The following is a 21556-nucleotide window of genomic DNA, read 5'->3' as shown; positions in this document are numbered from 1 at the left end:
GAACTCCTTCACAGATGGCGGCGTCGGGTGGAGACGTGCCGTTCGTACAGCTCACGTGCCTTGACCGCGGACGGCCGTGTCGCGGTCTCGGCCACGGGTACATCCCACCAGGCCTGCGCCGGAGGCGCGCCCGACACTGTGTCTGCCGTTCGGGTCTCGACGTAGACACATGTGGGAGTGTCGGCCGCCCGGGCCTCGGCGAGGGCCTCCCGCAGGTCCCGCACGCTCTTGGCGCGCAGCACGCGCATGCCGAGGCTGGCCGCGTTGGCCGCGAGGTCCACGGGCAGCGGCGGCCCGGTGTACGAGCCGTCCTCGGACGGGTAGCGGTAGGCGGTGCCGAACCGCTCGCCGCCGACCGACTCGGACAGGCCGCCGATGGAGGCGTAGCCGTGGTTCTGGATGATCAGGACCTTGATCGCGACGCCCTCCTGCACGGCCGTCACGATCTCCGTCGGCATCATCAGATAGGTGCCGTCGCCGACCAGCGCCCACACCGGCCGGTCCGGGGCGGCCAGCTTCACGCCGATGGCGGCCGGGATCTCGTAGCCCATGCAGGAGTAGCCGTACTCGAGGTGGTACTGGTCCCGCGACCGGGTCCGCCACAGTTTGTGCAGGTCGCCGGGGAGGGAACCGGCGGCGTTGATGAGGATGTCCGACGCGTCGACGATCTCGTCGAGGACGCCGAGGATCTGCGGCTGGGTCGGGCGGATGTCGGGCTCGTCCACCTCGTAGCAGGCGTCGACGCGCTGCTCCCAGCGCTCCTTGTCCTCGGTGTACTCGGTGACGTACGACGGCGCCACCCGGTGGCTGTGCATCTCCAGCCTCTCGGTCAGCTCCTCGAGACCGCTGCGGGCGTCCGCGATCAGCGGCTGCCCGGCGAGCTTGTGGCCGTCGAAGGGCGCGATGTTGAGGTTGAGGAACCGCACGCCGGGGTTCGAGAAGAGCGTGCCGGAGGCGGTGGTGAAGTCGGTGTAGCGGGTGCCGACGCCGATCACCAGGTCGGCGGTGCGGGCCAGTTCGTCCGCGGTGGCCGTGCCGGTGTGGCCGATGCCGCCGACGTCCTGGGGGTGGTCGTGGCACAGGGAGCCCTTGCCGGCCTGGGTGGAGGCGACGGGGATGCCGGTGGTCTCGGCGAACTCGGCGAGTGCTCGCTCCGCCCGGCTGTGGTGGACACCGCCGCCCGCGACGACCAGCGGCCGCTTCGCCGCCCGGATAGCCCGCACGGCCCCGGCCACTTCCGTCGGATCGGCCCCGGGACGCCGTACGGTCCACACGCGCTCGGCGAAGAACTCCTCCGGCCAGTCGTACGCCTCGGCCTGCACGTCCTGCGGCAGGGCGAGGGTGACGGCGCCGGTCTCGACGGGGTCGGTGAGCACCCGCATCGCGTTCAGCGCGGAGGGGATCAGGGCCTCGGGCCGGGTGATCCGGTCGAAGTACCTCGACACCGGGCGCAGGCAGTCGTTGACCGACACATCGCCCGCGTACGGCACTTCGAGCTGCTGGAGGACCGGGTCGGCGGGGCGGCCGGCGAAGGTGTCGCCGGGCAGGAGCAGCACCGGCAGGTGGTTGACGGTCGCGAGGGCGGCGCCGGTGACGAGGTTGGTGGCGCCGGGGCCGATGGAGGTCGTGACGGCGTGCGTGGAGAGGCGGTTGGACTGGCGGGCGTAGCCGACCGCCGCGTGCACCATGGCCTGCTCGTTGCGGCCCTGGTGGTACGGCATCCGCGCGCTGTGCTCCAGGAGCGCCTGGCCGATGCCGGCGACGTTGCCGTGGCCGAAGATGCCCCAGGTGGCTCCGATGAGCCGCTGCCGGAGACCGTCGCGTTCGGTGTACTGGGCGGCGAGGAAGCGGACGAGGGCCTGGGCCACCGTCAGCCTGGTCGTCTGCGCGGTCATCGGTACCCCTCCGTGGGAAGCGGCGTCTGCGGAACGGACCACCGTGAGGACGCCGGGCGTGCCCTCACGCGAGGGGAGTACGGGCCGGCGGGCCGGCGCGTTCGGGCCGCCGGTCCCGGCGCACCCGCCGGGACGTGGGTGAACGGGCGGGTGCGGCTGCCGCGTTCGTCGACGGGGACCTCCGGCGCGGGGCCGTAGCGGGCGGGGAGTTGTCGCTCGCACTTCGCTCCTGCCAAAGCAAAGCGGCCTCCCGCGCCGGAGGCGATCTGGGCCCGGGCGTCACGGGGCGTGTACGCGAGGTCGGTGACCGACGCGCGCACGCTCCATGTGCCCGGGAGGGGGAACTTCTCGCGCAGGCTGCTGTGCGTCCGGCCGGGCCGCTCGGGGGCGATGTCCGGGACGTGGTTGGCGTCGGCGGTGGTGCCCGCGGGGACGTACAGCTCACCGGTCATGGCACGGCCCTCACAGCAGTCCGACGGCGGTGTCCACGGCGGCGGCCACGTCGCCGTCCGCCGGGTACAGCAGGGAACGTCCCACGACCAGCCCGCACACGGTGGGCAGTTGGAGGGCGCCGCGCCACTTCTCGTAGGCCCCGTCCTGATCGTCGCCCACCTCGCCGCCGAGCAGCACGGCGGGCAGCGTGGAGGCCGCCATGACCTCGGCCATGTCGTCGGGGTTGTCGGTGACCGGCACCTTCAGCCAGGTGTAGGCGGAGGTGCCGCCGAGTCCTGAGGCGATGGCGATCGACTTGGTGACGGCTTCGGCGGAGAGGTCGTTGCGCAGCCGGCCCGTCCCGTCGCGGCGGCTGAGGAACGGCTCGACGAAGACGGGGAGTCCGCGGGCGGCCATGGCGTCGACGGCCCGGGCGGTCGACTCCAGGGTGGTCAGGGAGCCCGGGTCGTCGTAGTCGATGCGCAGCAGCAGCTTGCCCGCGTCGAAGCCCAGACGCTCGATGTCCTCGGGGCGGTGGCCGGTGAAGCGGTCGTCGAGTTCGAAGCGCGCGCCCTGGAGGCCGCCGCGGTTCATGGAGCCCAGGACGACCTTGCCGTCGAGGGCGCCGAGCAGCAGCAGGTCGTCGAGGATGTCGGCGGTGGCGAGGACTCCGTCGACGCCCGGGCGGGACAGGGCCAGGCAGAGGCGTTCGAGGAGGTCGGCGCGGTTGGCCATGGCCATGGCGCGGCCGCCGACGCCGAGGGCGCCCCGGGCCGGGTGGTCGGCGGCCACGATCATCAGGCGGCCGGTGTCGTTCAGCAGTGGCCGGCGGGGTCGGCGGGCGGCGGCCTCGGCGATCGCCTCCGGGCGGTGGCTGCGCAGGCGGACGAGTTCCGCGACGTCGACGGTCACCGGACGGCCCCCGCGGCGACGGCCGTCTCGATCTCGTCCGGGGTGGGCATGGCGGAGGAGCACTCCAGACGGGAGGCGACGATGGCACCGGCGGCGTTGGCGTGCCGCATGGTCTTCTCCAGGTCCCAGCCGGCCAGCAGACCGTGGACGAGGCAGCCGCCGAAGGCGTCGCCGGCCCCGAGGCCGTTGAGGACGTCCACCGGCAGCGGCGGGACCTCGGCGCTCTCGCCGGCGCTGTTCACCGCGAGCACGCCCTTGGGGCCCTGCTTGACGACGGCCAGCTCGACACCGGCGTCCAGGAGGGCGCGGGCGGCGGCGTGGGGCTCGCGCACGCCGGTGGCGACCTCCACCTCGTCGAGGTTGCCGACGGCGACGGTGGTGTGGCGCAGGGCCTCGGTGTAGAAGGGGCGGGCCGCGTCCGGGTCCTTCCAGAACATCGGACGCCAGTCGAGGTCGAAGACCGTGGTGCCGGTCTTGGCGCGGTGGGCGAGGGCCGCGAGGGTCGCCGTGCGGCTGGGCTCCTCGCTCAGACCGGTGCCCGTGACCCAGAAGACGCGGGCGTCGCGGACGGCGTCCAGGTCGAGGTCGTGGGCGTCGATCTCCAGGTCGGGGGCCTTGGGCTGCCGGTAGAAGTACAGCGGGAAGTCGTCCGGCGGGAAGACCTCGCAGAACGTGACCGGGGTGGGCAGGCCGGGGACCGGGGTGACCCAGCGGTCGTCGACGCCGAAGTCCCTCAGGGCTTGGTGGAGGTAGACGCCGAAGGGGTCGTCGCCGGTACGGGTGATCACCGCGGTGCGCCGTCCCAGACGGGCCGCGGCGACCGCGACATTGCTCGCCGAACCGCCGAGGAACTTGCCGAAGGAGGTGACCTGCGGCAACGGGACGCCCGTCTGGAGCGGATACAGATCCACTCCGATCCGCCCCATGGTGATCAGGTCGTACGGCATCGGTGTCCCCTCGGCGCTCGGCTCTCCCCGGCTTTGTAGCCCCCTCAGGAAGGCCCTGTCAATGTTTTGTCCGGACATTCGGACGAGATGACGACAGCGCTTTCCCGTGTCCCTCCGAGTCAAGGCGCCCCGCCGACGGCCGGACGCGGCGCTTTGCCCCGGCTGTGTCACAAACGCCTCCCTCTCGTCACACATGTCGCACGTACGCGGGTCTTCCGTCACACCCGGCGCACAGGCCCTGCCCCGCCCCGGGGGGTGTCGTTGACCGGGCACAGGCTTGTTGATCGCCAGCGCAGCGCCCGGCTCCCCCGGACGGCCGTCCACGGCCGCCGCCGCGGTGCGCGCGGGGAGGTGCACGTCATGACCGACCGAAGGCTCTGGTCCTACAAGGAGATCGCGGCACACATCAGGGTGCAGCCGGACACCGTCCGGTCCTACCGCAAGCACGGGCTGCTGCCCCCGCCCGACCATGTCGAGGGCGGCAAGCCCTACTGGTACGCCGACACGGTCCGGGCCTGGGTCGCCTCCCGGCCCGGCAACCGCGGCCGAAGAGCGGACTGACCCCGCCCCCCTGTGCCGGTCCGGTGCCCCGCCCTGGCGCGGGGCACGGCCGGGCGCCTCAGCTCCACGGCTCGACGACCGTCACGCCCGCCGCCGGCGCCGTCCCCATCGCCGCCAGCGCGGTCGGGACCTCGTCCAGCGTGATCGTGGACGTCACCAGCAGGTCGGGGCGCAGGACACCGCTGCGGACCAGCTCCAGCATCGGCGGGTAGCCGTGCGCGGCCATGCCGTGGCTGCCGAGGAGTTCGAGCTCCAGGGCGATCGCCCGGGCCATCGGCACGGGGGTCGTGCCGGCCGGTGAGGGCAGCAGCCCGATCTGGACGTGCCGGCCGCGGCGGCGCAGGCCGTTCACGGAGGCGGCGCAGGTGCCGGGCGAGCCGAGGGCGTCGAGGGAGAGGTGGGCGCCACCGCCGGTCAGCTCGCGGACCGCCGCCGCGGTGTCCGCCCCGCCCGTCGCGTCGACGCAGTGCGCCGCGCCGAACCGTCGCGCGAGGTCGAGGGCCGCGGGCGACACGTCGACCGCCACGACCCGGGCGCCCGACGCGGCCGCGATCATTACGGCCGACAGCCCGGCCCCGCCGCAGCCGTGCACCGCCACCCACTCCCCCGCCGCGACCCGGCCCCGCTGCACCACCGCCCGGTACGCGGTGGCGAACCGGCAGCCGAGTGAGGCCGCCGTCGCGAAGGACAGCTCCCCGGGCAGTGCCACGAGGTTGACGTCGGCGTGGTCCAGCGCCACGTACTGGGCGAAGGAGCCCCAGTGGGTGAAGCCGGGCTGGGTCTGGCGCTCGCAGACCTGGTGGTCGCCCGCCGCGCAGGACGGGCAGCCGCCGCACGCGCAGATGAACGGCACGGTGACCCGGTCGCCCGGCCGCCACCCGGTCACCCGGGCCCCGACGGCCTCGACGACCCCGGCCAGTTCGTGCCCGGGCACGTGCGGCAGCGTGATGTCCGGGTCGTGACCCTGCCAGCCGTGCCAGTCGCTGCGGCACAGGCCGGTGGCCTCGACCCGTACGACCACCCCGTGCTCGGCGGGCTCCGGGTCGGGGACGTCCCGCACCTCGGCCGCCTCCCCGTACCGCTCGAACACCACGGCCCGCATGGGTCCACCCGCCTTTCGTCGTGTCGCACCCGGGCTCCGGTGAGCGCAGGGCGAGCGCGCACCCCCGGCAGGTCCGGGCCTGCCCGGCGTACGTCCCGGCGGAACGCTAGCGTGCGCCGGAGGGCGTGCCGACCCGGGCGCCGCGTCGGTGGCCGGCTTCGAGAACCGATACCCCCTAGGGGTACAGTGGGAGGTGCGGATCCCCAAGGGACCCCACAGCCCCACACGCCTCGACGAGGAGTAACGACATGACCGCCCAGACCGACACCACGGGCCCCGTCACCACCGTCTTCAAGGTGAGCGGCATGAGCTGCGGACACTGCGAGGGCGCGGTCTCCGGCGAGATCTCCCAGCTGTCCGGCGTGACGTCCGTGACGGCCGTCGCCAAGACCGGCGAGGTCACCGTCGTCTCGGCGGCCCCGCTGGACGACGAGGCCGTGCGCGCCGCCGTCGACGAGGCCGGCTTCGAACTGGCCGGCCGGGCCTGAGCCTCCCGAGCCCGCCCCCGGCCGGCCGGGTCTGAGACGCGCCGGTCCTGGCACTCGTACCCGTGTACGGGCCGTACGCCGGCGCCCCCGGCCCGTACGGCCCGTGCGCTGTGCGGGCCCCCCGCATCTCCTGGAGTGAGGACATGACCAGCACCACCGCCCATGCGTCGGCCGGCCGCGAGCCGGCCCTCACCGAGGTCGAGCTGCTCATCGGCGGGATGACCTGCGCGTCCTGCGCGGCCCGGGTCGAGAAGAAGCTGAACCGCATGGACGGCGTCACCGCCACGGTGAACTACGCGACGGAGAAGGCCCGGATCACCTGCCCCGAGGGCACCGAGGTCGCCGACCTGATCGCCACCGTGGTGAAGACCGGGTACACCGCCGAGGAACCGGCGCCCCCGCGCGAGGAGGACTCCCCCGCCGGGGCCGAGGACCAGGATCCCGAGCTGTCGGCCCTGGGCCGTCGCCTGACCGTCTCCGCGGCCCTCGCCGTGCCGGTGATCCTTCTGGCGATGGTCCCCGCGCTCCAGTTCGACAACTGGCAGTGGCTCTCGCTCACCCTCGCCGCGCCGGTCGTGGTCTGGGGCGGGCTGCCCTTCCACCGGGCGGCCTGGACGAACGCCCGGCACGGCGCCGCCACCATGGACACGCTGGTCTCCCTGGGCACCCTGGCGGCGTTCGGCTGGTCCCTGTGGGCGCTGTTCCTCGGTGACGCGGGCATGCCGGGCATGCGGCACCCCTTCGAGCTCACCGTCTCGCGCGGGGACGGCGCCTCCTCGATCTACCTGGAGGTCGCCTCCGGGGTCACCGCCTTCATCCTGCTGGGCCGCTACCTGGAGGCCCGTTCCAAGCGTCGTGCGGGCGCGGCGCTCAGGGCGCTGATGGACCTGGGCGCCAAGGACGTGGCCGTGCTGCGGGACGGACGCGAGGTGCGGATCCCGGCGCGGCGCCTGGCCGTCGGCGACCGGTTCGTCGTACGGCCCGGCGAGAAGATCGCCACCGACGGCACGGTCGTCGAGGGCACCTGTGCCGTGGACGCCTCGATGCTGACGGGCGAGTCGGTGCCGGTGGACGTGGCGCCCGGGGACGCGGTCACCGGCGCCACGGTCAACGCGGGCGGGCGGCTGGTCGTCGAGGCCACCCGGGTCGGCGCCGACACCCGGCTCGCGCGGATGGCGAAGCTGGTGGAGGAGGCGCAGAACGGCAAGGCCGAGGTGCAGCGGCTCGCCGACCGGATCTCCGGGGTCTTCGTGCCGGCGGTGCTGCTGATCGCCGTCGCCACGGCCGGGGCCTGGCTCGGACTGACGGGCGACGGCGTCGCCGCGTTCACCGCGGGCGTCGCGGTGCTGATCATCGCCTGCCCGTGCGCGCTGGGTCTGGCCACCCCGACCGCGCTGATGGTCGGCACGGGCCGCGGCGCCCAGCTCGGCATCCTGATCAAGGGCCCGGAGGTGCTGGAGTCCACCCGCCGGGTCGACACCGTCGTCCTGGACAAGACGGGCACCGTCACCACCGGCCGGATGGCCCTCCAGGAGGTCCGTCTCGCCGAGGGCGCCGACGAGAAGGAGGTGCTGCGGCTCGCGGGCGCCGTCGAGCACGCCTCCGAGCACCCCGTCGCCCGGGCGATCGCCCTGGGCGCCGAGGAGAGGGCCGGGCGGCTCCCGGACGTCGACGGGTTCGAGAACGTCCCCGGACGGGGCGTACGCGGCCGTGTGGAGGGCCGTGAGGTCGCCGTGGGGCGGCTCTTCGACGACGTGCCGCCGGAGCTGGCCCGCGCGCGGGACGAGGCCGAGCGGGCCGGGCACACGGCCGTCGTGGCCGGCTGGGACGGGACGGCGCGGGCCGTGCTGGCCGTCGCGGACACGGTCAAGGAGACCAGCGCCGAGGCCGTGCGCGACCTGCGCGCGCTGGGGCTCACACCGGTGCTCCTGACCGGGGACAACCGCGCGGTCGCCGAGGCGGTGGCCGCGGCCGTGGGGATCGAGAAGGTCGTGGCCGAGGTCCTGCCCGAGGACAAGGTCGACGCGGTACGCCGGCTCCAGGCCGAGGGGCGGGTCGTCGCCATGGTGGGCGACGGCGTCAACGACGCGGCGGCCCTCGCCACCGCCGATCTGGGGCTGGCCCTGGGCACCGGCACCGACGCGGCGATCGAGGCGGGCGACCTGACGCTGGTCCGCGGCGATCTGCGGGTCGCGGCGGACGCCATCCGGCTCTCCCGGCGGACGCTGGCCACGATCAAGGGCAACCTGCTGTGGGCCTTCGGCTACAACGTGGCCGCGCTGCCGCTGGCCGCCGCCGGCCTGCTCAATCCGATGATCGCCGGGGCCGCGATGGCCTTCTCGTCGGTCTTCGTCGTCACGAACAGTCTGCGGCTGCGGACATTTAGGTGAACTCGCCCGAATTCCGCCCAAGTTCACGGCGAACGTGATTTGAGCCCCTCTGGAGTCCCGGGCCCGGCTCACATAAGCTCTTCACAAGGCTCGCGCAGCATCCTTACGCTTGGGTCTCGAACCGCTATATCCGGGCTCTTGCGCAGCTAACGGACATACGCAAGAGACGCAGATCACAGTGATGTGAACGTAACCATCGAAGGGGTTCGAAGGTCTAAGTTGACGATGTCAGGCAGCGTCTTGGGGGGCGCCACCTGGCACCTGGAGATGTCTTGGGGGACTTCTCCAGTTGGGGGTGCCTCCCTGCTCGAACGAAGCTGAGAGCTTGGGGGAGCGTTGCCGGGGCACGTACGCCGGGAAGCTTTGAGCGGCCCTCCCGGGCGTGCGCTGTCCCGGCGAAGCGCGCACCACCGCAGTACCGCAGTACGACGAGTTCTGCTCGTTGTGCTCACAGCGATTCAGGCGCTGTCCTCACAGACGCCCGGCCGGATCCCGTGGGGGGAATCCGTACCGGGACTGGGAAGGCGCCCTGGACGTCGGCCCGTGGGGGGACCGACGCCGGGGCGCCTTCTTCATTGCGTAAGAAATTGCGTAAGAGATCGTGCGATCATCACCCGCGGGGATCAGGTGCCCGGACGACGCGCGCCCGGAACCCGCGCGCCGGAGCACGCGAAAGCCCCCGCACCCGGCAAGCGGATACGGGGGCGAAGCGGTCCGGGTGTCTCAGCGCTCCTCGACGGGAACGAAGTCGCGCTCGACCACGCCGGTGTAGATCTGGCGCGGGCGGCCGATGCGGGAGCCCGGCTCCTTGATCATCTCGTGCCACTGGGCGATCCAGCCCGGCAGCCGGCCGAGGGCGAACAGGACCGTGAACATCTCGGTCGGGAAGCCCATGGCCCGGTAGATCAGGCCGGTGTAGAAGTCGACGTTCGGGTAGAGGCTGCGCGAGACGAAGTAGTCGTCGGAGAGCGCGTGCTCCTCCAGCTTCAGCGCGATGTCCAGCAGCTCGTCGGACTTGCCGAGGGCGGACAGCACGTCGTGCGCGGCGGCCTTGATGATCTTGGCGCGCGGGTCGAAGTTCTTGTAGACCCGGTGGCCGAAGCCCATCAGGCGGACGCCGTCCTCCTTGTTCTTCACCTTGCGGATGAAGGAGTCGACGTCGCCGCCGGAGTCGCGGATGCCCTCCAGCATCTCCAGCACGGACTGGTTGGCGCCGCCGTGCAGCGGGCCCCACAGAGCGTTGATGCCGGCGGAGATCGAGGCGAACATGTTCGCCTGCGAGGAGCCGACCAGGCGGACCGTGGAGGTCGAGCAGTTCTGCTCGTGGTCCGCGTGCAGGATCAGCAGCTTGTCGAGCGCGGAGACCACGGTCGGGTCCAGCTCGTACTCCTGCGCGGGGACCGAGAAGGTCATGCGGAGGAAGTTCTCGACGTAGCCGAGGTCGTTGCGCGGGTAGACGAACGGGTGACCGATCGACTTCTTGTACGCGTACGCGGCGATCGTCGGAAGCTTGGCGAGCAGGCGGATCGTGGAGAGGTTGCGCTGGCGCTCGTCGAACGGGTTGTGGCTGTCCTGGTAGAACGTGGACAGCGCCGAGACGACCGAGGACAGCATGGCCATCGGGTGGGCGTCGCGCGGGAAGCCCTTGTAGAAGTTCTTGACGTCCTCGTGCAGCAGGGTGTGCTGCGTGATGTCGTTCTTGAACGTCGAGAGCTCGTCGACCGTCGGCAGCTCGCCGTTGATCAGCAGGTAGGCGACCTCCAGGAAGGTGGAGCGCTCGGCCAGCTGCTCGATCGGGTAGCCGCGGTACCGCAGGATGCCCGCTTCGCCGTCCAGGTACGTGACGGCGGATTTGTACGCGGCCGTGTTGCCGTAGCCGCTGTCCAGCGTCACCAGACCGGTCTGGGCGCGGAGCTTTCCGATGTCGAAGCCCTTGTCACCGACGGTGCTGTCGATCACCGGGTAGGTGTACTCGCCGTCGCCGTACCGCAGTACTACAGAGTTGTCGCTCACGTCTTCCCTCACCGACGTTGTGCCTCATCTTCGAGGTTGCCCTGACTGTCTCTACCATCCCCCACTTGGCTCAGGAGAGTGCACTCGGGGTCGACCATCGGGCCTATCGACGGCACTGAGTGCCGTCAACTTGCTCATCCTGCCCCCTGTGATCCCCTTCCGGAAGTGCCTTGTGACCTTCACGACTCATTTGATCGATCATTTTTCGTTGAACCGAGCCGGAAGTCGAGTGCCGTGCACCGCCGGCCCGCCGAAACCGTGCGCACCGCCTGGCCGATCGCCTTGCGTGACCCGACGAGGACGACCAGCTGCTTGGCCCGGGTGACCGCCGTGTAGAGCAGGTTGCGCTGGAGCATCATCCAGGCGCCCGTGGTGACCGGGATGACGACCGCCGGGTACTCGCTGCCCTGGGAGCGGTGGATCGTCACGGCGTACGCGTGGGCCAGCTCGTCGAGTTCGTCGAACTCGTACGGCACCTCCTCGTCCTCGTCCGTGAGCACCGTCAGCCGCTGGTCGACCGGGTCGAGCGAGGTGACGACGCCGACGGTGCCGTTGAAGACGCCGTTCTCGCCCTTCTCGTAATTGTTGCGAATCTGGGTGACCTTGTCGCCGACGCGGAACACCCGTCCGCCGAACCTCTTCTCCGGCAGGTCGGGACGGCCCGGGGTGACGGCCTGTTGCAGCAGGCCGTTGAGGGTGCCCGCGCCGGCCGGGCCGCGGTGCATCGGGGCGAGGACCTGGACGTCCCGGCGCGGGTCCAGCCCGAACTTGGCCGGAATGCGGCGGGCGGCCACGTCGACGGTGAGGCGTCCGACGGCCTCGGTGTCGTCCTCGACGAAGAGGAAGAAGTCCTTCATGCCGTCCGTGACCGGGTGCAGTCCGGCGTTGATCCGGTGCGCGTTCGTCACCACGCCGGACTGCTGGGCCTGCCGGAAGACGCGGGTGAGGCGGACGGCGGGGACCGGGCCGCCGTCGGCGAGGAGGTCCCGCAGGACCTCGCCCGCGCCGACGCTGGGCAGCTGGTCGACGTCCCCGACGAAGAGCAGGTGCGCTCCCGGCGGGACCGCCTTCACCAGCTTGTTGGCGAGGAGCAGGTCCAGCATGGACGCCTCGTCGACCACCACCAGGTCGGCGTCCAGCGGGCGCTCCCGGTCGTAGGCCGCGTCGCCGCCGGGCTTGAGCTCCAGCAGGCGGTGGACCGTGGAAGCCTCGGCGCCGGTGAGCTCGGACAGGCGCTTGGCTGCCCGGCCTGTGGGGGCGGCCAGCACGACCTTCGCCTTCCTGGCCCGGGCCAGTTCCACGATCGAGCGGACCGTGAAGGACTTGCCGCAGCCGGGCCCGCCGGTCAGGACGGCGACCTTCTCGGTCAGCGCCAGCTTGACCGCGGCCTCCTGCTCGGGTGCGAGCTCGGTGCCCGTGCGTCCCTTCAGCCAGCCCAGCGCCTTGTCCCAGGCCACGGTCCGGAAGCCCGGCATGCGGTCCTCGCCGGTGCGCAGGAGGCGCAGCAGCTGGGCGGAGAGGGAGAGTTCGGCGCGGTGGAAGGGGACGAGGTAGATCGCGGTGACGGGCTCCCCGTCGGGGCCCGGCACCTTCTCCCGTACGACGCCGGGGTCCTCGCCGTCCTCCGGTGGTTCGGCCAGTTCGGCCAGGCACTCGATGACCAGGCCCGTGTCGACCTGGAGGAGCTTGACCGCGTCCTTGATCAGCTGCTCCTCGGGGAGGAAGCAGTGCCCCTGGTCGGTGGACTGGGACAGTGCGTACTGCAGGCCCGCCTTGACGCGCTCGGGGCTGTCGTGCGGGATGCCGACGGACCGGGCGATCTTGTCGGCGGTCAGGAAGCCGATGCCCCAGACGTCGGAGGCGAGCCGGTACGGCTGGTTCTTCACGACCGAGATGGAGGCGTCGCCGTACTTCTTGTAGATGCGCACGGCGATGGAGGTGGAGACCTCGACCGTCTGGAGGAAGAGCATGACCTCCTTGATCGCCTTCTGCTCCTCCCAGGCGTCGGCGATCTTTTTGGTGCGCTTGGGACCGAGCCCGGGGACCTCGATGAGGCGTTTGGGCTCCTCCTCGATGATCTTCAGGGTGTCCATGCCGAAGTGCTGGGTGATCCGGTCGGCGAAGACCGGGCCGATGCCTTTGACGAGGCCCGAGCCGAGATAGCGGCGGATGCCCTGGACGGTGGCCGGCAGGACCGTCGTGTAGTTCTCCACGTGGAACTGCTTGCCGTACTGCGGGTGGGAGCCCCAGCGGCCCTCCATGCGCAGGGACTCGCCGACCTGGGCGCCGAGCAGCGCGCCGACGACCGTGAGGAGGTCGCCGCCGCCTCTGCCGGTGTCGACCCGGGCGACCGTGTAGCCGTTCTCCTCGTTGGCGTACGTGATGCGCTCCAGCACGCCCTCCAGCGTGGCCGTTCGCCGCTCGCCCGCCTGGGCGGCCCCCGCCTGATCGGTCATGATCCGACGGTACCGCCCGCCGGTGACAGCTCAGCGGGGCGATCCGGGGCCCGCCCCTCCCTCAAAAGCGACCGTTCAGTATGCGCACAGGGGCCCACTTTTCACCGCGGATTCACAAGAAAAGTCGAAGCTTTACAGTTCAAGCATCCCGGTCGCCCCTTTTTCGATCCTTTATCGTGGAAGAATTCAGGGGTTCATCACAACGGGGCCGTCCATTCCCCTCGGCCCCGAATGACGACGAGGAACGATGTCACCCCAGGCCCAGAGCGTCGCCCTGTGGATCATGTCCCTGGCCATCAACCTCGCGGCGGTGTGCGCGGGCATCGTGTGGGGCTGGGAGGCCTTCACCCAGCTGTTGCTGCCCGCGTTCGGATCGGTGGTGGGAGCGTCGATGGTGAGCTACAGCCTGCGGCGCTGAGGCCGCCGGCCGGAGCGCAGCGGATTCCCACATCGAGATATCGTGGTGCGTCCGACTGGTGAGCGAAAGGGCGGCGCATGACCGCGACGGCGGAACTCGATCCGGACGATCTGATCGAGATGTTCAAGGCCCTCGGCAACCCCGCCCGATTGCAGATCATGCAGTGGCTGAAGGATCCCGAGGCGCACTTCGGCGCCTACGAGCCGATCGCGGACCGCCGGTCGGTCGGCGTGTGCGTCACGCACATCCAGGCGAAGGCGGGGCTCGCCCAGTCGACGGTGTCCAGCTATATGAGCACGCTCGAACGGGCGGGGCTCGTGCGGCCCACCCGGATCGGCAAGTGGACCCACTACCGGCGCGACGAGGAGCGGCTGACGCGCCTGGCGCGGGCGATCGGCACCACCCTCTGACATTGACGCATCGCGATACGTCGATATGATCCTCTCATGTCGACCTTCGATGCCATGCCCCGCGCCCTGATCGTCCACGCGCACCCCGAGCCCCTGTCGTTCTGCTCCGCCCAGATGACGGCCGCGGCCGATTCCCTCGGCCGGGCCGGGTACCGGGTCGACGTCCTGGATCTCTACGCCGAAGGCTGGGCTCCGGTGCTGGCCCGGGACGAGTTCGCACCGGTGGACGGCGTGTTCAAGCCGCAGGCCGAGCAACTGCGCGCGGTCGGCGAGGGGACGCTCGACGCGGCCGTCCAAGACCATCTCGACCGGTTGCTCGCCGCCGATCTGCTCGTGCTGTCCTTCCCGCTGTGGTGGTTCTCGCTGCCCGCCGTCCTCAAGGGCTGGGTGGACCGGGTCTTCGTGATGGGCGGGGTCTTCGGCGGTGCCCACGGGCTCTTCGGCGAGGCGGCACTCGCCGGCAAGCGCGCGATGCTGCTGTTCACGACCGGCGGGCCCGGCGAGTCGTTCCGACCCGGTGGCGCGTTCGGCCCGATGGACGACTTCCTGTTCCACATCCACCGCGGAATGCTGGAGTTCGTCGGCTTCGAGGTCCTCGACCCGGTCATCACCTACGGACCGGCCCGCATGAGCGACGAAGAACGGGCCGCGGCGCTGGAGGCGGCCGGTCGGGCCGTCGCCCGGGCGACGCGAAAGCCGGTTGCCGGCGGGGCCACCGCCTGACTACCGTCCGCCTCCATGCCCCCGCCCCTGCGCACCCCCCGCCTGCTCCTGACCCCCTACACCCCGGACGACGAGGACGCCTTCGTCGCCCTGTTCCAGGACACGAGGGTGTCCCGGTGGATGGGCGACGGGCCCTGTTCCGAGGCGGACGACCGGGCCTTGTTCGGGCGGATCTTCAGCAAGGTCTACGCCCGGGACCTGTTCGACGTGTGGGCCGTCCGGCAGGCCGGGCGCCTGGTCGGGCACGCGGAGATCAAGCGGACCGACGCGGTGGACGGACACGAGATCGTCTACGCGCTGGCCCCCGCGGCGTGGGGAGCCGGACTGGGCACGGAACTCGCCGGGGCGCTCGTGGCGTACGGCTTCGAGACGCTCGGGCTCCGCGATGTGCACGCCACGGTCGCGGCGGAGAACGAGGCCTCGCTGCGTCTGCTCGGGCGCCTCGGGTTCGAGCACGTGCGCGACATCGAGGAGGACGACGGTGGTGTCACCCGCGTGCTCACCTGCCGAAGCCGCCTCCCCGCCGGGTCCGGCCCGTTGCGGGACCGGCCTCGGTGAGGGGGTCGCGCAGGGCCGAAGCCGCCCTGGTGGCGGGCCCACGAGAATCCGGCGAGAAATTCTCGCTCCGCCGTGCAACCCTTTCCGCCCTCAGCGGGTCGTACTAGGCGTCAGGGCTTCTGGAGGGGGATCCGGGGGGATCGCGGGGGTTCCTGATCGGGAGGGGAAAGGCCGAAGGGGCCCGGTCGACGGACCGGGCCCCTTCGAAACCGTTCGGGGCCGTCCGAAGGCCCTTCGGGGCTGTCAGAAGAAGACGCCGCACCTCAGCAGGACGTTCGCGTACGGCCGTGCCTCGCCCGTGCGGACGACCAGCCGGGCCCCCGCCGACAGCTCCTTGAGCCGCTCGTGCGGGACGAGGTCCAGCCCCGGGAAGTGGCCTTCCAGCAGCGCCGACGCCTCCGGGTTGGCCTCCCGCAGCTCGCGCGCCGCCGTCGCCCCCTCGACCACCAGCTCCGCCAGCAGCCCGTCCAGCACCTCGGCGAACGACGGCACACCCGCCCGGAAGGCCAGGTCCACCACCCGGGGACCGTCGGGGATCGGCATGCCCGCGTCGCACACCAGCACCCCGTCACCGTGGCCGAGTTCGGCCAGCGCACCGGCGAGGTGACGGTTGAGTATCCCGGTCTTCTTCATGAACCGGCGACCTCCGCCGCGGTCGGGAAGGACGCCTGGGCGCCCTCCTTCGTCACGGTCGCGGCACCCACCCGGGCCGCGTACGCCGCCGCCTCCGCGAGCGACTCGCCCGCACCCAGCCGGCAGGCCAGCGCGGCGGTGAAGGAGTCGCCCGCACCCGTGGTGTCCACCGCCTCCACCTTCACCGCGGGCACGCGCGAGACACCCTCCGGCGACGCCACCAGCGCGCCCTGCGCGCCCAGCGTCACCACCACCGACCGCGGGCCCTTGGCGAGAAGGATCCGCGCCCAGTCCTCGGGGGTGTCCCCGACGGCGGAGTCGCCCAGGATCACCTTCGCCTCGTGCTCGTTCACGATCAGCGGGTCGCAGGCCGCCAGCACCTCCGACGGCAGAGGGCGCGGCGGCGAGGGGTTCAGCACGAAACGGCTCCCCGGCGCCAGGCTCCGAACGACCTCCACCACCGTCTCCAGCGGGATCTCCAGCTGCGCCGACACCACCCGGGACCCCTGGAAGAGGCACCCGGCCGCCCTGACGTCCTCGGGCGTGAGACGGCCGTTGGCGCCGGGCGAGACGACGATGCTGTTGTCCCCGGAAGGGTCGACCGTGATCAGCGCGACCCCGGTCGGCGCGCCGCCCACCAGGACACCCACCGTGTCGACACCCGCCGCGCGCTGCGAGTCCAGCAGCAGCCGGCCGTGCGCGTCGTCGCCGACCCGGGCCAGCAGGGCCGTGCGGGCGCCGAGCCGGGCGGCGGCGACCGCCTGGTTCGCGCCCTTGCCGCCCGGGTGGACGGCCAGGTCGGAGCCGAGCACGGTCTCTCCGGCACCGGGCCGGCGCTCCACTCCGATCACCAGGTCGGCGTTGGCCGACCCCACGACCAGGAGGTCGTAGTCGTACATGAGTTGTCTCCCCACGTGAGTGACATGGGCGGGCGGTCCGCACGCCGTGTGCGACCGCCCGCCGTTCCCCGATGTCAGCCGCTGAAGCCGGCCACGTTCTCCTTGGTGACCACCTTCACCGGCACCTTCACCGTCTCCTCGACCTTCTCGCCCTTCAGGGCGCGCAGGGCGTTGTCCACGGCGATCCTGCCGAGCTGGGACGGCTGCTGCGCGACGGACGCGTACAGCGTGCCGCCCTCGACCGCCTTCAGTCCGTCCGGCGTGCCGTCGAAGCCCACGACCGAGACCGACTTTCCGGCCTTGGAGCCCAGGGCCTTGATCGCGCCGAGCGCCATCTCGTCGTTGGCGGCGATGACGCCCTGGACGTCCGGGTGGGCCTGGAGCAGGTTCGACATGACGTCGAGGCCCTTGGTGCGGTCGAAGTCGGCGGGCTGCTGGGCGACGACCTTGATGCCCGGGAAGGCCTTGAGGCCGTTGGCGAAGCCCTGCGCGCGCTCCCGGGCGGCGGAGGTACCGGCCTGGCCCTGGAGGATCACGATCTTGCCCTTGCCGCCCAGCTTGTCGGCGATGGTCTTGGCGGCGAGTTCACCGCCGGCGACGTTGTCGGAGGCGACCAGGGCGTCCACCGGCGCCTTGTTCACGCCCCGGTCGACCGCGATGACCGGGATCTTCGCCTGGTCGGCGGCCTTGACGGAGTTGCTCGCGGCGTCCGAGTCCACCGGGTTCACGATGATCGCGCCGAGGCCGGAACTGGTGAAGTTCTGGAGCTGGTTGGCCTGCTGGGAGGCGTCGTTCTGGGCGTCGGTGACGGTCAGGTCCACGCCCCGCTTCTTCGCCTCGGCCTGGGCGCCGGCCCGGATCTGCACGAAGAAGGGGTTGTTGAGGGTGGACAGCGACAGGCCCATCTTCGGCTTGTCGGTGGCGGAGGAACCGTTGTGCAGGAACGAGGTGGCGCCGACGATCGCGACGGTGACCACGGCCGCGAGCCCGTACGTCGTCGCCTGCCTGCCCCTGCCTCCCTGCGAAGCACCGGCCACCGGGGTCGCCCCCGCCTTGCGCCGCAGCGTGTCGAACAGCACCGCCAGTGCGATGACGACGCCGATGACGACCTGCTGCCAGAACGCCGAGACGTTCAGCAGGTTCAGCCCGTTGCGCAGCACGGCGAGGATCAGGGCGCCGATGAGCGTGCCGGAGGCCTTGCCGGTGCCGCCCGCGAGGGAGGCGCCGCCGATGACGACGGCGGCGATCGCGTCCAGCTCGTAGCCGTCGGCGGCCTGGGGCTGCGCGGAGGACAGCCGGGCGGCCAGGACGACACCGGCGACGGCGGCGAAGACGCCCGAGAAGGCGTAGATGGCGAGCTTCTGCTTCTTCACGCGCAGGCCGGACAGCCGCGCGGCCTCCTCGTTGCCGCCGATCGCGTACATGGAGCGGCCGATGTACGTCCGGCCGAGCACGAACGCGGCGATCAGGCCCATGACGACCATGACCAGGACCGGCACCGGCAGCCAGCCGCCGAGCGTGTCGCCGAGGTGGGAGACCGAGTCGGGGAAGGCGATCGGGGAGCCCTCGGAGATGACGAGGGACAGGCCGCGGGCCACGGACAGCATGGCCAGCGTGGCGATGAACGGCGGCAGCTTGCCGTAGGAGATCAGGATGCCGTTGACCAGGCCGCACACGATGCCCGTCGCTATGGCGAGCAGCACGGCGAGGAAGACCGGGACGCCCGCCGAGGTGGCGCTCCAGGCGAGGACCGTGGCGGACAACGCCGCGACCGAGCCGACCGACAGGTCGATGCCCGCCGAGACGATCACGAACGTCACGCCGAAGGCGAGGATGGCCGTCACGGCCGCCTGGACGCCGACGTTGAGGAGGTTGTCCGCCGTCAGGAAGTCGCCGGACAGCGCGGACATCGCGATGACGAGGACGATGAGCGCGGTGAGCGCGCCGTTGTCGAGCAGGAGGCGGCGCAGGCCCCCCGAGGCGCCACCCGCGCCCGTCGTGCTCTTGAGCGTGTCAGTGGCCACCGGAGGCCTCCGTTCCGTTCGTGGTCGTGGTCGTAGGGGTGCTGACGGCGAGGGCCATCACGGCGTCCTGGGTCGCCTCGTCGGCGGAGAGTTCACCGGCGATCCGGCCCTGCGCCATCACCAGCACCCGGTCGCTCATGCCGAGCACCTCGGGAAGGTCGCTGGAGATCATCAGGACGGCCGCGCCGGCGGCGGTGAGTTCGTTGATCAGCTGGTAGATCTCGACCTTGGCGCCGACGTCGATGCCGCGCGTCGGCTCGTCGAGGATCAGCACCTTGGTGTCGGCGAGCAGCCACTTGCCGATGACGACCTTCTGCTGGTTGCCGCCGGAGAGGGTGCGCACGTGCTGGCCGAGCCCGGCCATCCGCACGCCGAGCTGCTGCGCGATCCGCTCGGCGGACGCGCGCTGGCCCTTGAGGTCGACGAGCCCGGCGCGCGTGGCCGAGCGCAGGGTCACCAGGCCGAGGTTCTCCTCGACGGAGGCGTCCAGCACCAGGCCCTGGCCCTTGCGGTCCTCGGGGACGAGTCCGATCCCGGCGGTCATCGCCGCGTTGACGTCGTACTTGGCGATCGGGGTGCCGGAGACCTTGACGGTGCCCTTGTCGTACGCGTCGGCGCCGAAGACCGCCCGGACGACCTCGGTGCGCCCGGCGCCGACGAGTCCGGCGATGCCGACGACCTCACCGGCGTGCACCTCGAAGCCGACGTCGTGGAAGACGCCGTCCCGGGTGAGTCCCTCGACGGTGAGCAGCGCGGCGCCCCGGTCGGCCCGCTGACGCGGGTACTGCTGCTCGATGGAGCGTCCGACCATGAGCCGGACGAGCTCGTCCTCGGGGGTGGAGGCGGGGACCTGCCCGACGCTCCTGCCGTCCCGGATGACCGTCACCCGGTCGCCGAGCGCGGCGATCTCCTCCAGGTGGTGGGTGATGAAGACGATCCCCACGCCGTCCTCGCGCAGCGCGCGCACGATCGCGAAGAGCCTCTCCACCTCCTCGGAGGTGAGCACGGCGGTCGGCTCGTCCATGATCAGCACGCGGGCGTCCAGGCTGAGCGCCTTGGCGATCTCGACCATCTGCAACCGGGCGATGCCCAGTTCGCGGACCCGGGCACGGGGCGAGACGTCCACCCCGACCCGCTTCAGCAGGACCTCGGCGTCGGCCTCCATCCGCTTGCGGTCGATCATCCCCAGCCGGCGCGGCTGGCGGCCCAGGAAGATGTTCTCGGCGACCGTCAGATCCGGGACCAGGTTGAACTCCTGGTAGATGGTGGCGATCCCGAGCCGCTCGGAGTCCTGCGCACCCTGGATGCGGGTCTCCTCGCCGCCGACCAGGATCCGCCCGGCGTCGGGCGTGTAGGCACCGGAGAGCATCTTGATGAGGGTGCTCTTGCCCGCGCCGTTCTCACCGAGCAGCACGTGCACCTCGCCCCGGCGCAGGTCGAAGTCGACGCCGTCCAGCGCGACCACACCCGGGAAGGTCTTCCGTATGCCCTCGATGCGCAGCAACTCGTCCGCGTTGCTCACGTCGTGCTCCTTTGCACTGGGGTGGGGTTCTCGCCGCACGAGCGGCGTACGACGAGCCGGGCGGGGAGGGTGACGGACCGGCCGGGCCGCCCCTCGATCCGGTCGACCAGGGCCCGCACGGCGGCCCGGCCCAGCTCGCCCGTGGGCTGGGCGATCGCGGTGATCGGCGGATCGGTGTGCACGAACCACCGGATGTCGTCGAACGCGGCCAGCGCGAGGTCGTCCGGGACGCGCAGGCCACGGGCGCGTACGGCGTCCAGCGCGCCGAGCGCCATCAGGTTGTCGGCGGCGAAGACGACCTCGGGCGGCTCGGCCAGGTCGAGGAAGCCCTCGGTGACCCGGCGCCCGCTCTCGGCCTGGAAGTCGCCCTGCCCTATGTAGGCGTCGGGCAGTTCGAGTCCGTACGCCCCGAGCGCCTCCCGGAAGGCCTCCACGCGCTCGCGGCCGGTCGTGGTCGCCGCCGGGCCCGCGATGATGGCGAGCCGCCGGTGCCCGAGGCCGTGCAGATGCGCCACGAGGTCCCGTACGGCGCTCTGCCCGTCCGCCCGCACCACCGGCACGTCCACGCCCGGGATCCAGCGGTCCACGAACACCATCGGCGTCCCGGCCCGCGCGGCGTCCAGCATCAGCGGGGACCCGCCGTCCGTCGGGGAGACGAGCAGGCCGTCGATCCGGCGGTCCAGCAGGGTGCGTACGTGGTGTTCCTGGAGGTCCGGCCGCTCGTCGGCGTTGCCGATGATCACGCTGTAGCCGAGCGCGCGTGCCTCCTCCTCGACGGAGCGGGCCAGCTCGGTGAAGTAGGGGTTGAGCACGTCGCTGATGACCAGGCCGAGGGTGTGGGTCTGGTCGGTGCGCAGGGAGCGGGCGACGGCGTTCGGGCGGTAGCCCAGGGTCTCGACGGCGGCCAGCACGCGGGTGCGTGCGTCGGCGCTGACCGACGGATGGTCGTTCAGGACGCGCGAGACCGTGGCGACGGATACGCCGGCCTCGGCAGCGACGTCCTTGATGCTGGCCACCGCCGCTCCACCTCCTTGTGGATCAGTCGTGGGAGCGCGGATGAGCGCTCGTGGAATCGATTACAGCGACGGGAGCATGGAATCGATTACACGGCGCCGGGGCAAGCCCCCCGCGGCAGCTCTTGACCGGATCGTGATGTCGCGGGCGGTCCCCCGG

General features: G+C 71.7%; 18 protein-coding genes and 1 pseudogene. 7 read left to right on the top strand and 12 right to left on the bottom strand.

Annotated features, from left to right (window positions below):
* Positions 1 to 8: 8 nt before the first annotated feature.
* From iolD to iolC, 4 genes and pseudogenes are all read right to left on the bottom strand, one after another.
* Positions 9 to 1895, bottom strand: coding sequence for a 3D-(3,5/4)-trihydroxycyclohexane-1,2-dione acylhydrolase (decyclizing) (iolD, locus tag AC0665_RS06170; RefSeq protein WP_478704514.1), 1887 nt, complete (start codon positions 1893 to 1895; stop codon positions 9 to 11).
* 149 nt (positions 1896 to 2044) lie between these two features.
* Positions 2045 to 2347, bottom strand: a pseudogene (locus AC0665_RS06165) (5-deoxy-glucuronate isomerase); the annotation flags it as partial.
* 10 nt (positions 2348 to 2357) lie between these two features.
* Positions 2358 to 3239: a Cgl0159 family (beta/alpha)8-fold protein gene (locus tag AC0665_RS06160; protein ID WP_478704513.1), complete on the bottom strand. Its 882-nt coding sequence runs from the start codon at positions 3237 to 3239 to the stop codon at positions 2358 to 2360.
* Positions 3236 to 4186 carry a 5-dehydro-2-deoxygluconokinase gene (iolC, locus tag AC0665_RS06155; RefSeq protein ID WP_478602129.1) on the bottom strand — a complete coding sequence of 317 codons (951 nt, stop codon included), beginning with the start codon at positions 4184 to 4186 and terminating at the stop codon, positions 3236 to 3238. Before iolC ends, AC0665_RS06160 begins: the two co-directional genes overlap by 4 nt.
* A gap of 360 nt (positions 4187 to 4546) precedes the next feature.
* Here iolC and AC0665_RS06150 point away from each other — a divergent pair, with 360 nt between their 5' ends.
* Entirely contained in the window at positions 4547 to 4747 is a 201-nt protein-coding gene (locus AC0665_RS06150; RefSeq protein ID WP_234847426.1) for a helix-turn-helix transcriptional regulator, read from the top strand.
* A gap of 58 nt (positions 4748 to 4805) precedes the next feature.
* Here AC0665_RS06150 and AC0665_RS06145 read toward each other — a convergent pair whose 3' ends face one another.
* Positions 4806 to 5849 carry a zinc-dependent alcohol dehydrogenase family protein gene (locus AC0665_RS06145; RefSeq protein WP_478602127.1) on the bottom strand — a complete coding sequence of 348 codons (1044 nt, stop codon included), beginning with the start codon at positions 5847 to 5849 and terminating at the stop codon, positions 4806 to 4808.
* Positions 5850 to 6097: 248 nt separating this feature from the next.
* Here AC0665_RS06145 and AC0665_RS06140 point away from each other — a divergent pair, with 248 nt between their 5' ends.
* Both AC0665_RS06140 and AC0665_RS06135 read left to right on the top strand, forming a co-directional pair.
* On the top strand, positions 6098 to 6337 hold the full coding sequence (locus tag AC0665_RS06140; protein WP_363121851.1) for a heavy-metal-associated domain-containing protein: 240 nt from the start codon (positions 6098 to 6100) through the stop codon (positions 6335 to 6337).
* A gap of 143 nt (positions 6338 to 6480) precedes the next feature.
* A complete protein-coding gene (locus AC0665_RS06135) occupies positions 6481 to 8727 on the top strand; it encodes a heavy metal translocating P-type ATPase (RefSeq protein WP_478704512.1) in 2247 nt (748 codons plus the stop codon).
* A 723-nt stretch (positions 8728 to 9450) separates the two neighbouring features.
* Here the strand turns inward: AC0665_RS06135 and AC0665_RS06130 are convergent.
* Together AC0665_RS06130 and recD2 are read right to left on the bottom strand one after the other, a co-directional pair.
* Positions 9451 to 10740: a citrate synthase gene (locus AC0665_RS06130; protein ID WP_468409292.1), complete on the bottom strand. Its 1290-nt coding sequence runs from the start codon at positions 10738 to 10740 to the stop codon at positions 9451 to 9453.
* A 179-nt stretch (positions 10741 to 10919) separates the two neighbouring features.
* Positions 10920 to 13196, bottom strand: a complete 2277-nt coding sequence (recD2, locus tag AC0665_RS06125) for an SF1B family DNA helicase RecD2 (protein WP_478704511.1) — start codon at positions 13194 to 13196, stop codon at positions 10920 to 10922.
* Between the two features lie 247 nt (positions 13197 to 13443).
* Here recD2 and AC0665_RS06120 point away from each other — a divergent pair, with 247 nt between their 5' ends.
* The 4 genes from AC0665_RS06120 to AC0665_RS06105 all read left to right on the top strand — a co-directional run bounded on the left by AC0665_RS06120 (position 13444) and on the right by AC0665_RS06105 (position 15305).
* The gene (locus AC0665_RS06120; protein WP_363121847.1) at positions 13444 to 13614 is read left to right on the top strand and encodes a hypothetical protein; all 171 of its coding nucleotides are present in this window, start codon (positions 13444 to 13446) and stop codon (positions 13612 to 13614) included.
* 77 nt (positions 13615 to 13691) lie between these two features.
* The gene (locus tag AC0665_RS06115) at positions 13692 to 14024 is read left to right on the top strand and encodes an ArsR/SmtB family transcription factor (protein ID WP_468409296.1); all 333 of its coding nucleotides are present in this window, start codon (positions 13692 to 13694) and stop codon (positions 14022 to 14024) included.
* A gap of 36 nt (positions 14025 to 14060) precedes the next feature.
* Positions 14061 to 14747: an NAD(P)H-dependent oxidoreductase gene (locus tag AC0665_RS06110; protein WP_478602119.1), complete on the top strand. Its 687-nt coding sequence runs from the start codon at positions 14061 to 14063 to the stop codon at positions 14745 to 14747.
* A 15-nt stretch (positions 14748 to 14762) separates the two neighbouring features.
* A complete protein-coding gene (locus AC0665_RS06105) occupies positions 14763 to 15305 on the top strand; it encodes a GNAT family N-acetyltransferase (protein WP_478704510.1) in 543 nt (180 codons plus the stop codon).
* Positions 15306 to 15548: 243 nt separating this feature from the next.
* Here AC0665_RS06105 and rbsD read toward each other — a convergent pair whose 3' ends face one another.
* The 5 genes from rbsD to AC0665_RS06080 all read right to left on the bottom strand — a co-directional run bounded on the left by rbsD (position 15549) and on the right by AC0665_RS06080 (position 21399).
* The gene (gene rbsD / locus AC0665_RS06100) at positions 15549 to 15938 is read right to left on the bottom strand and encodes a D-ribose pyranase (protein WP_468409302.1); all 390 of its coding nucleotides are present in this window, start codon (positions 15936 to 15938) and stop codon (positions 15549 to 15551) included.
* Complete coding sequence (locus AC0665_RS06095) at positions 15935 to 16837, bottom strand: ribokinase (protein ID WP_468633504.1); 903 nt, start codon at positions 16835 to 16837, stop codon at positions 15935 to 15937. The genes rbsD and AC0665_RS06095 overlap by 4 nt, the downstream gene beginning before the upstream one ends.
* A gap of 74 nt (positions 16838 to 16911) precedes the next feature.
* On the bottom strand, positions 16912 to 18861 hold the full coding sequence (locus AC0665_RS06090) for an ABC transporter permease/substrate-binding protein (protein ID WP_478704509.1): 1950 nt from the start codon (positions 18859 to 18861) through the stop codon (positions 16912 to 16914).
* Positions 18851 to 20383 (bottom strand): sugar ABC transporter ATP-binding protein, encoded by a 1533-nt coding sequence (locus tag AC0665_RS06085; RefSeq protein WP_468409308.1) that lies wholly within the window; start codon positions 20381 to 20383, stop codon positions 18851 to 18853. Before AC0665_RS06085 ends, AC0665_RS06090 begins: the two co-directional genes overlap by 11 nt.
* The gene (locus AC0665_RS06080; protein ID WP_478602112.1) at positions 20380 to 21399 is read right to left on the bottom strand and encodes a LacI family DNA-binding transcriptional regulator; all 1020 of its coding nucleotides are present in this window, start codon (positions 21397 to 21399) and stop codon (positions 20380 to 20382) included. The genes AC0665_RS06085 and AC0665_RS06080 overlap by 4 nt, the downstream gene beginning before the upstream one ends.
* Positions 21400 to 21556 lie beyond the last annotated feature (157 nt).

This window comes from Streptomyces sp. NPDC043685 (assembly GCF_056436585.1).
Note: the sequence above shows the minus strand (reverse complement) of the source record. Positions and strands in the feature narration are given on the sequence as shown.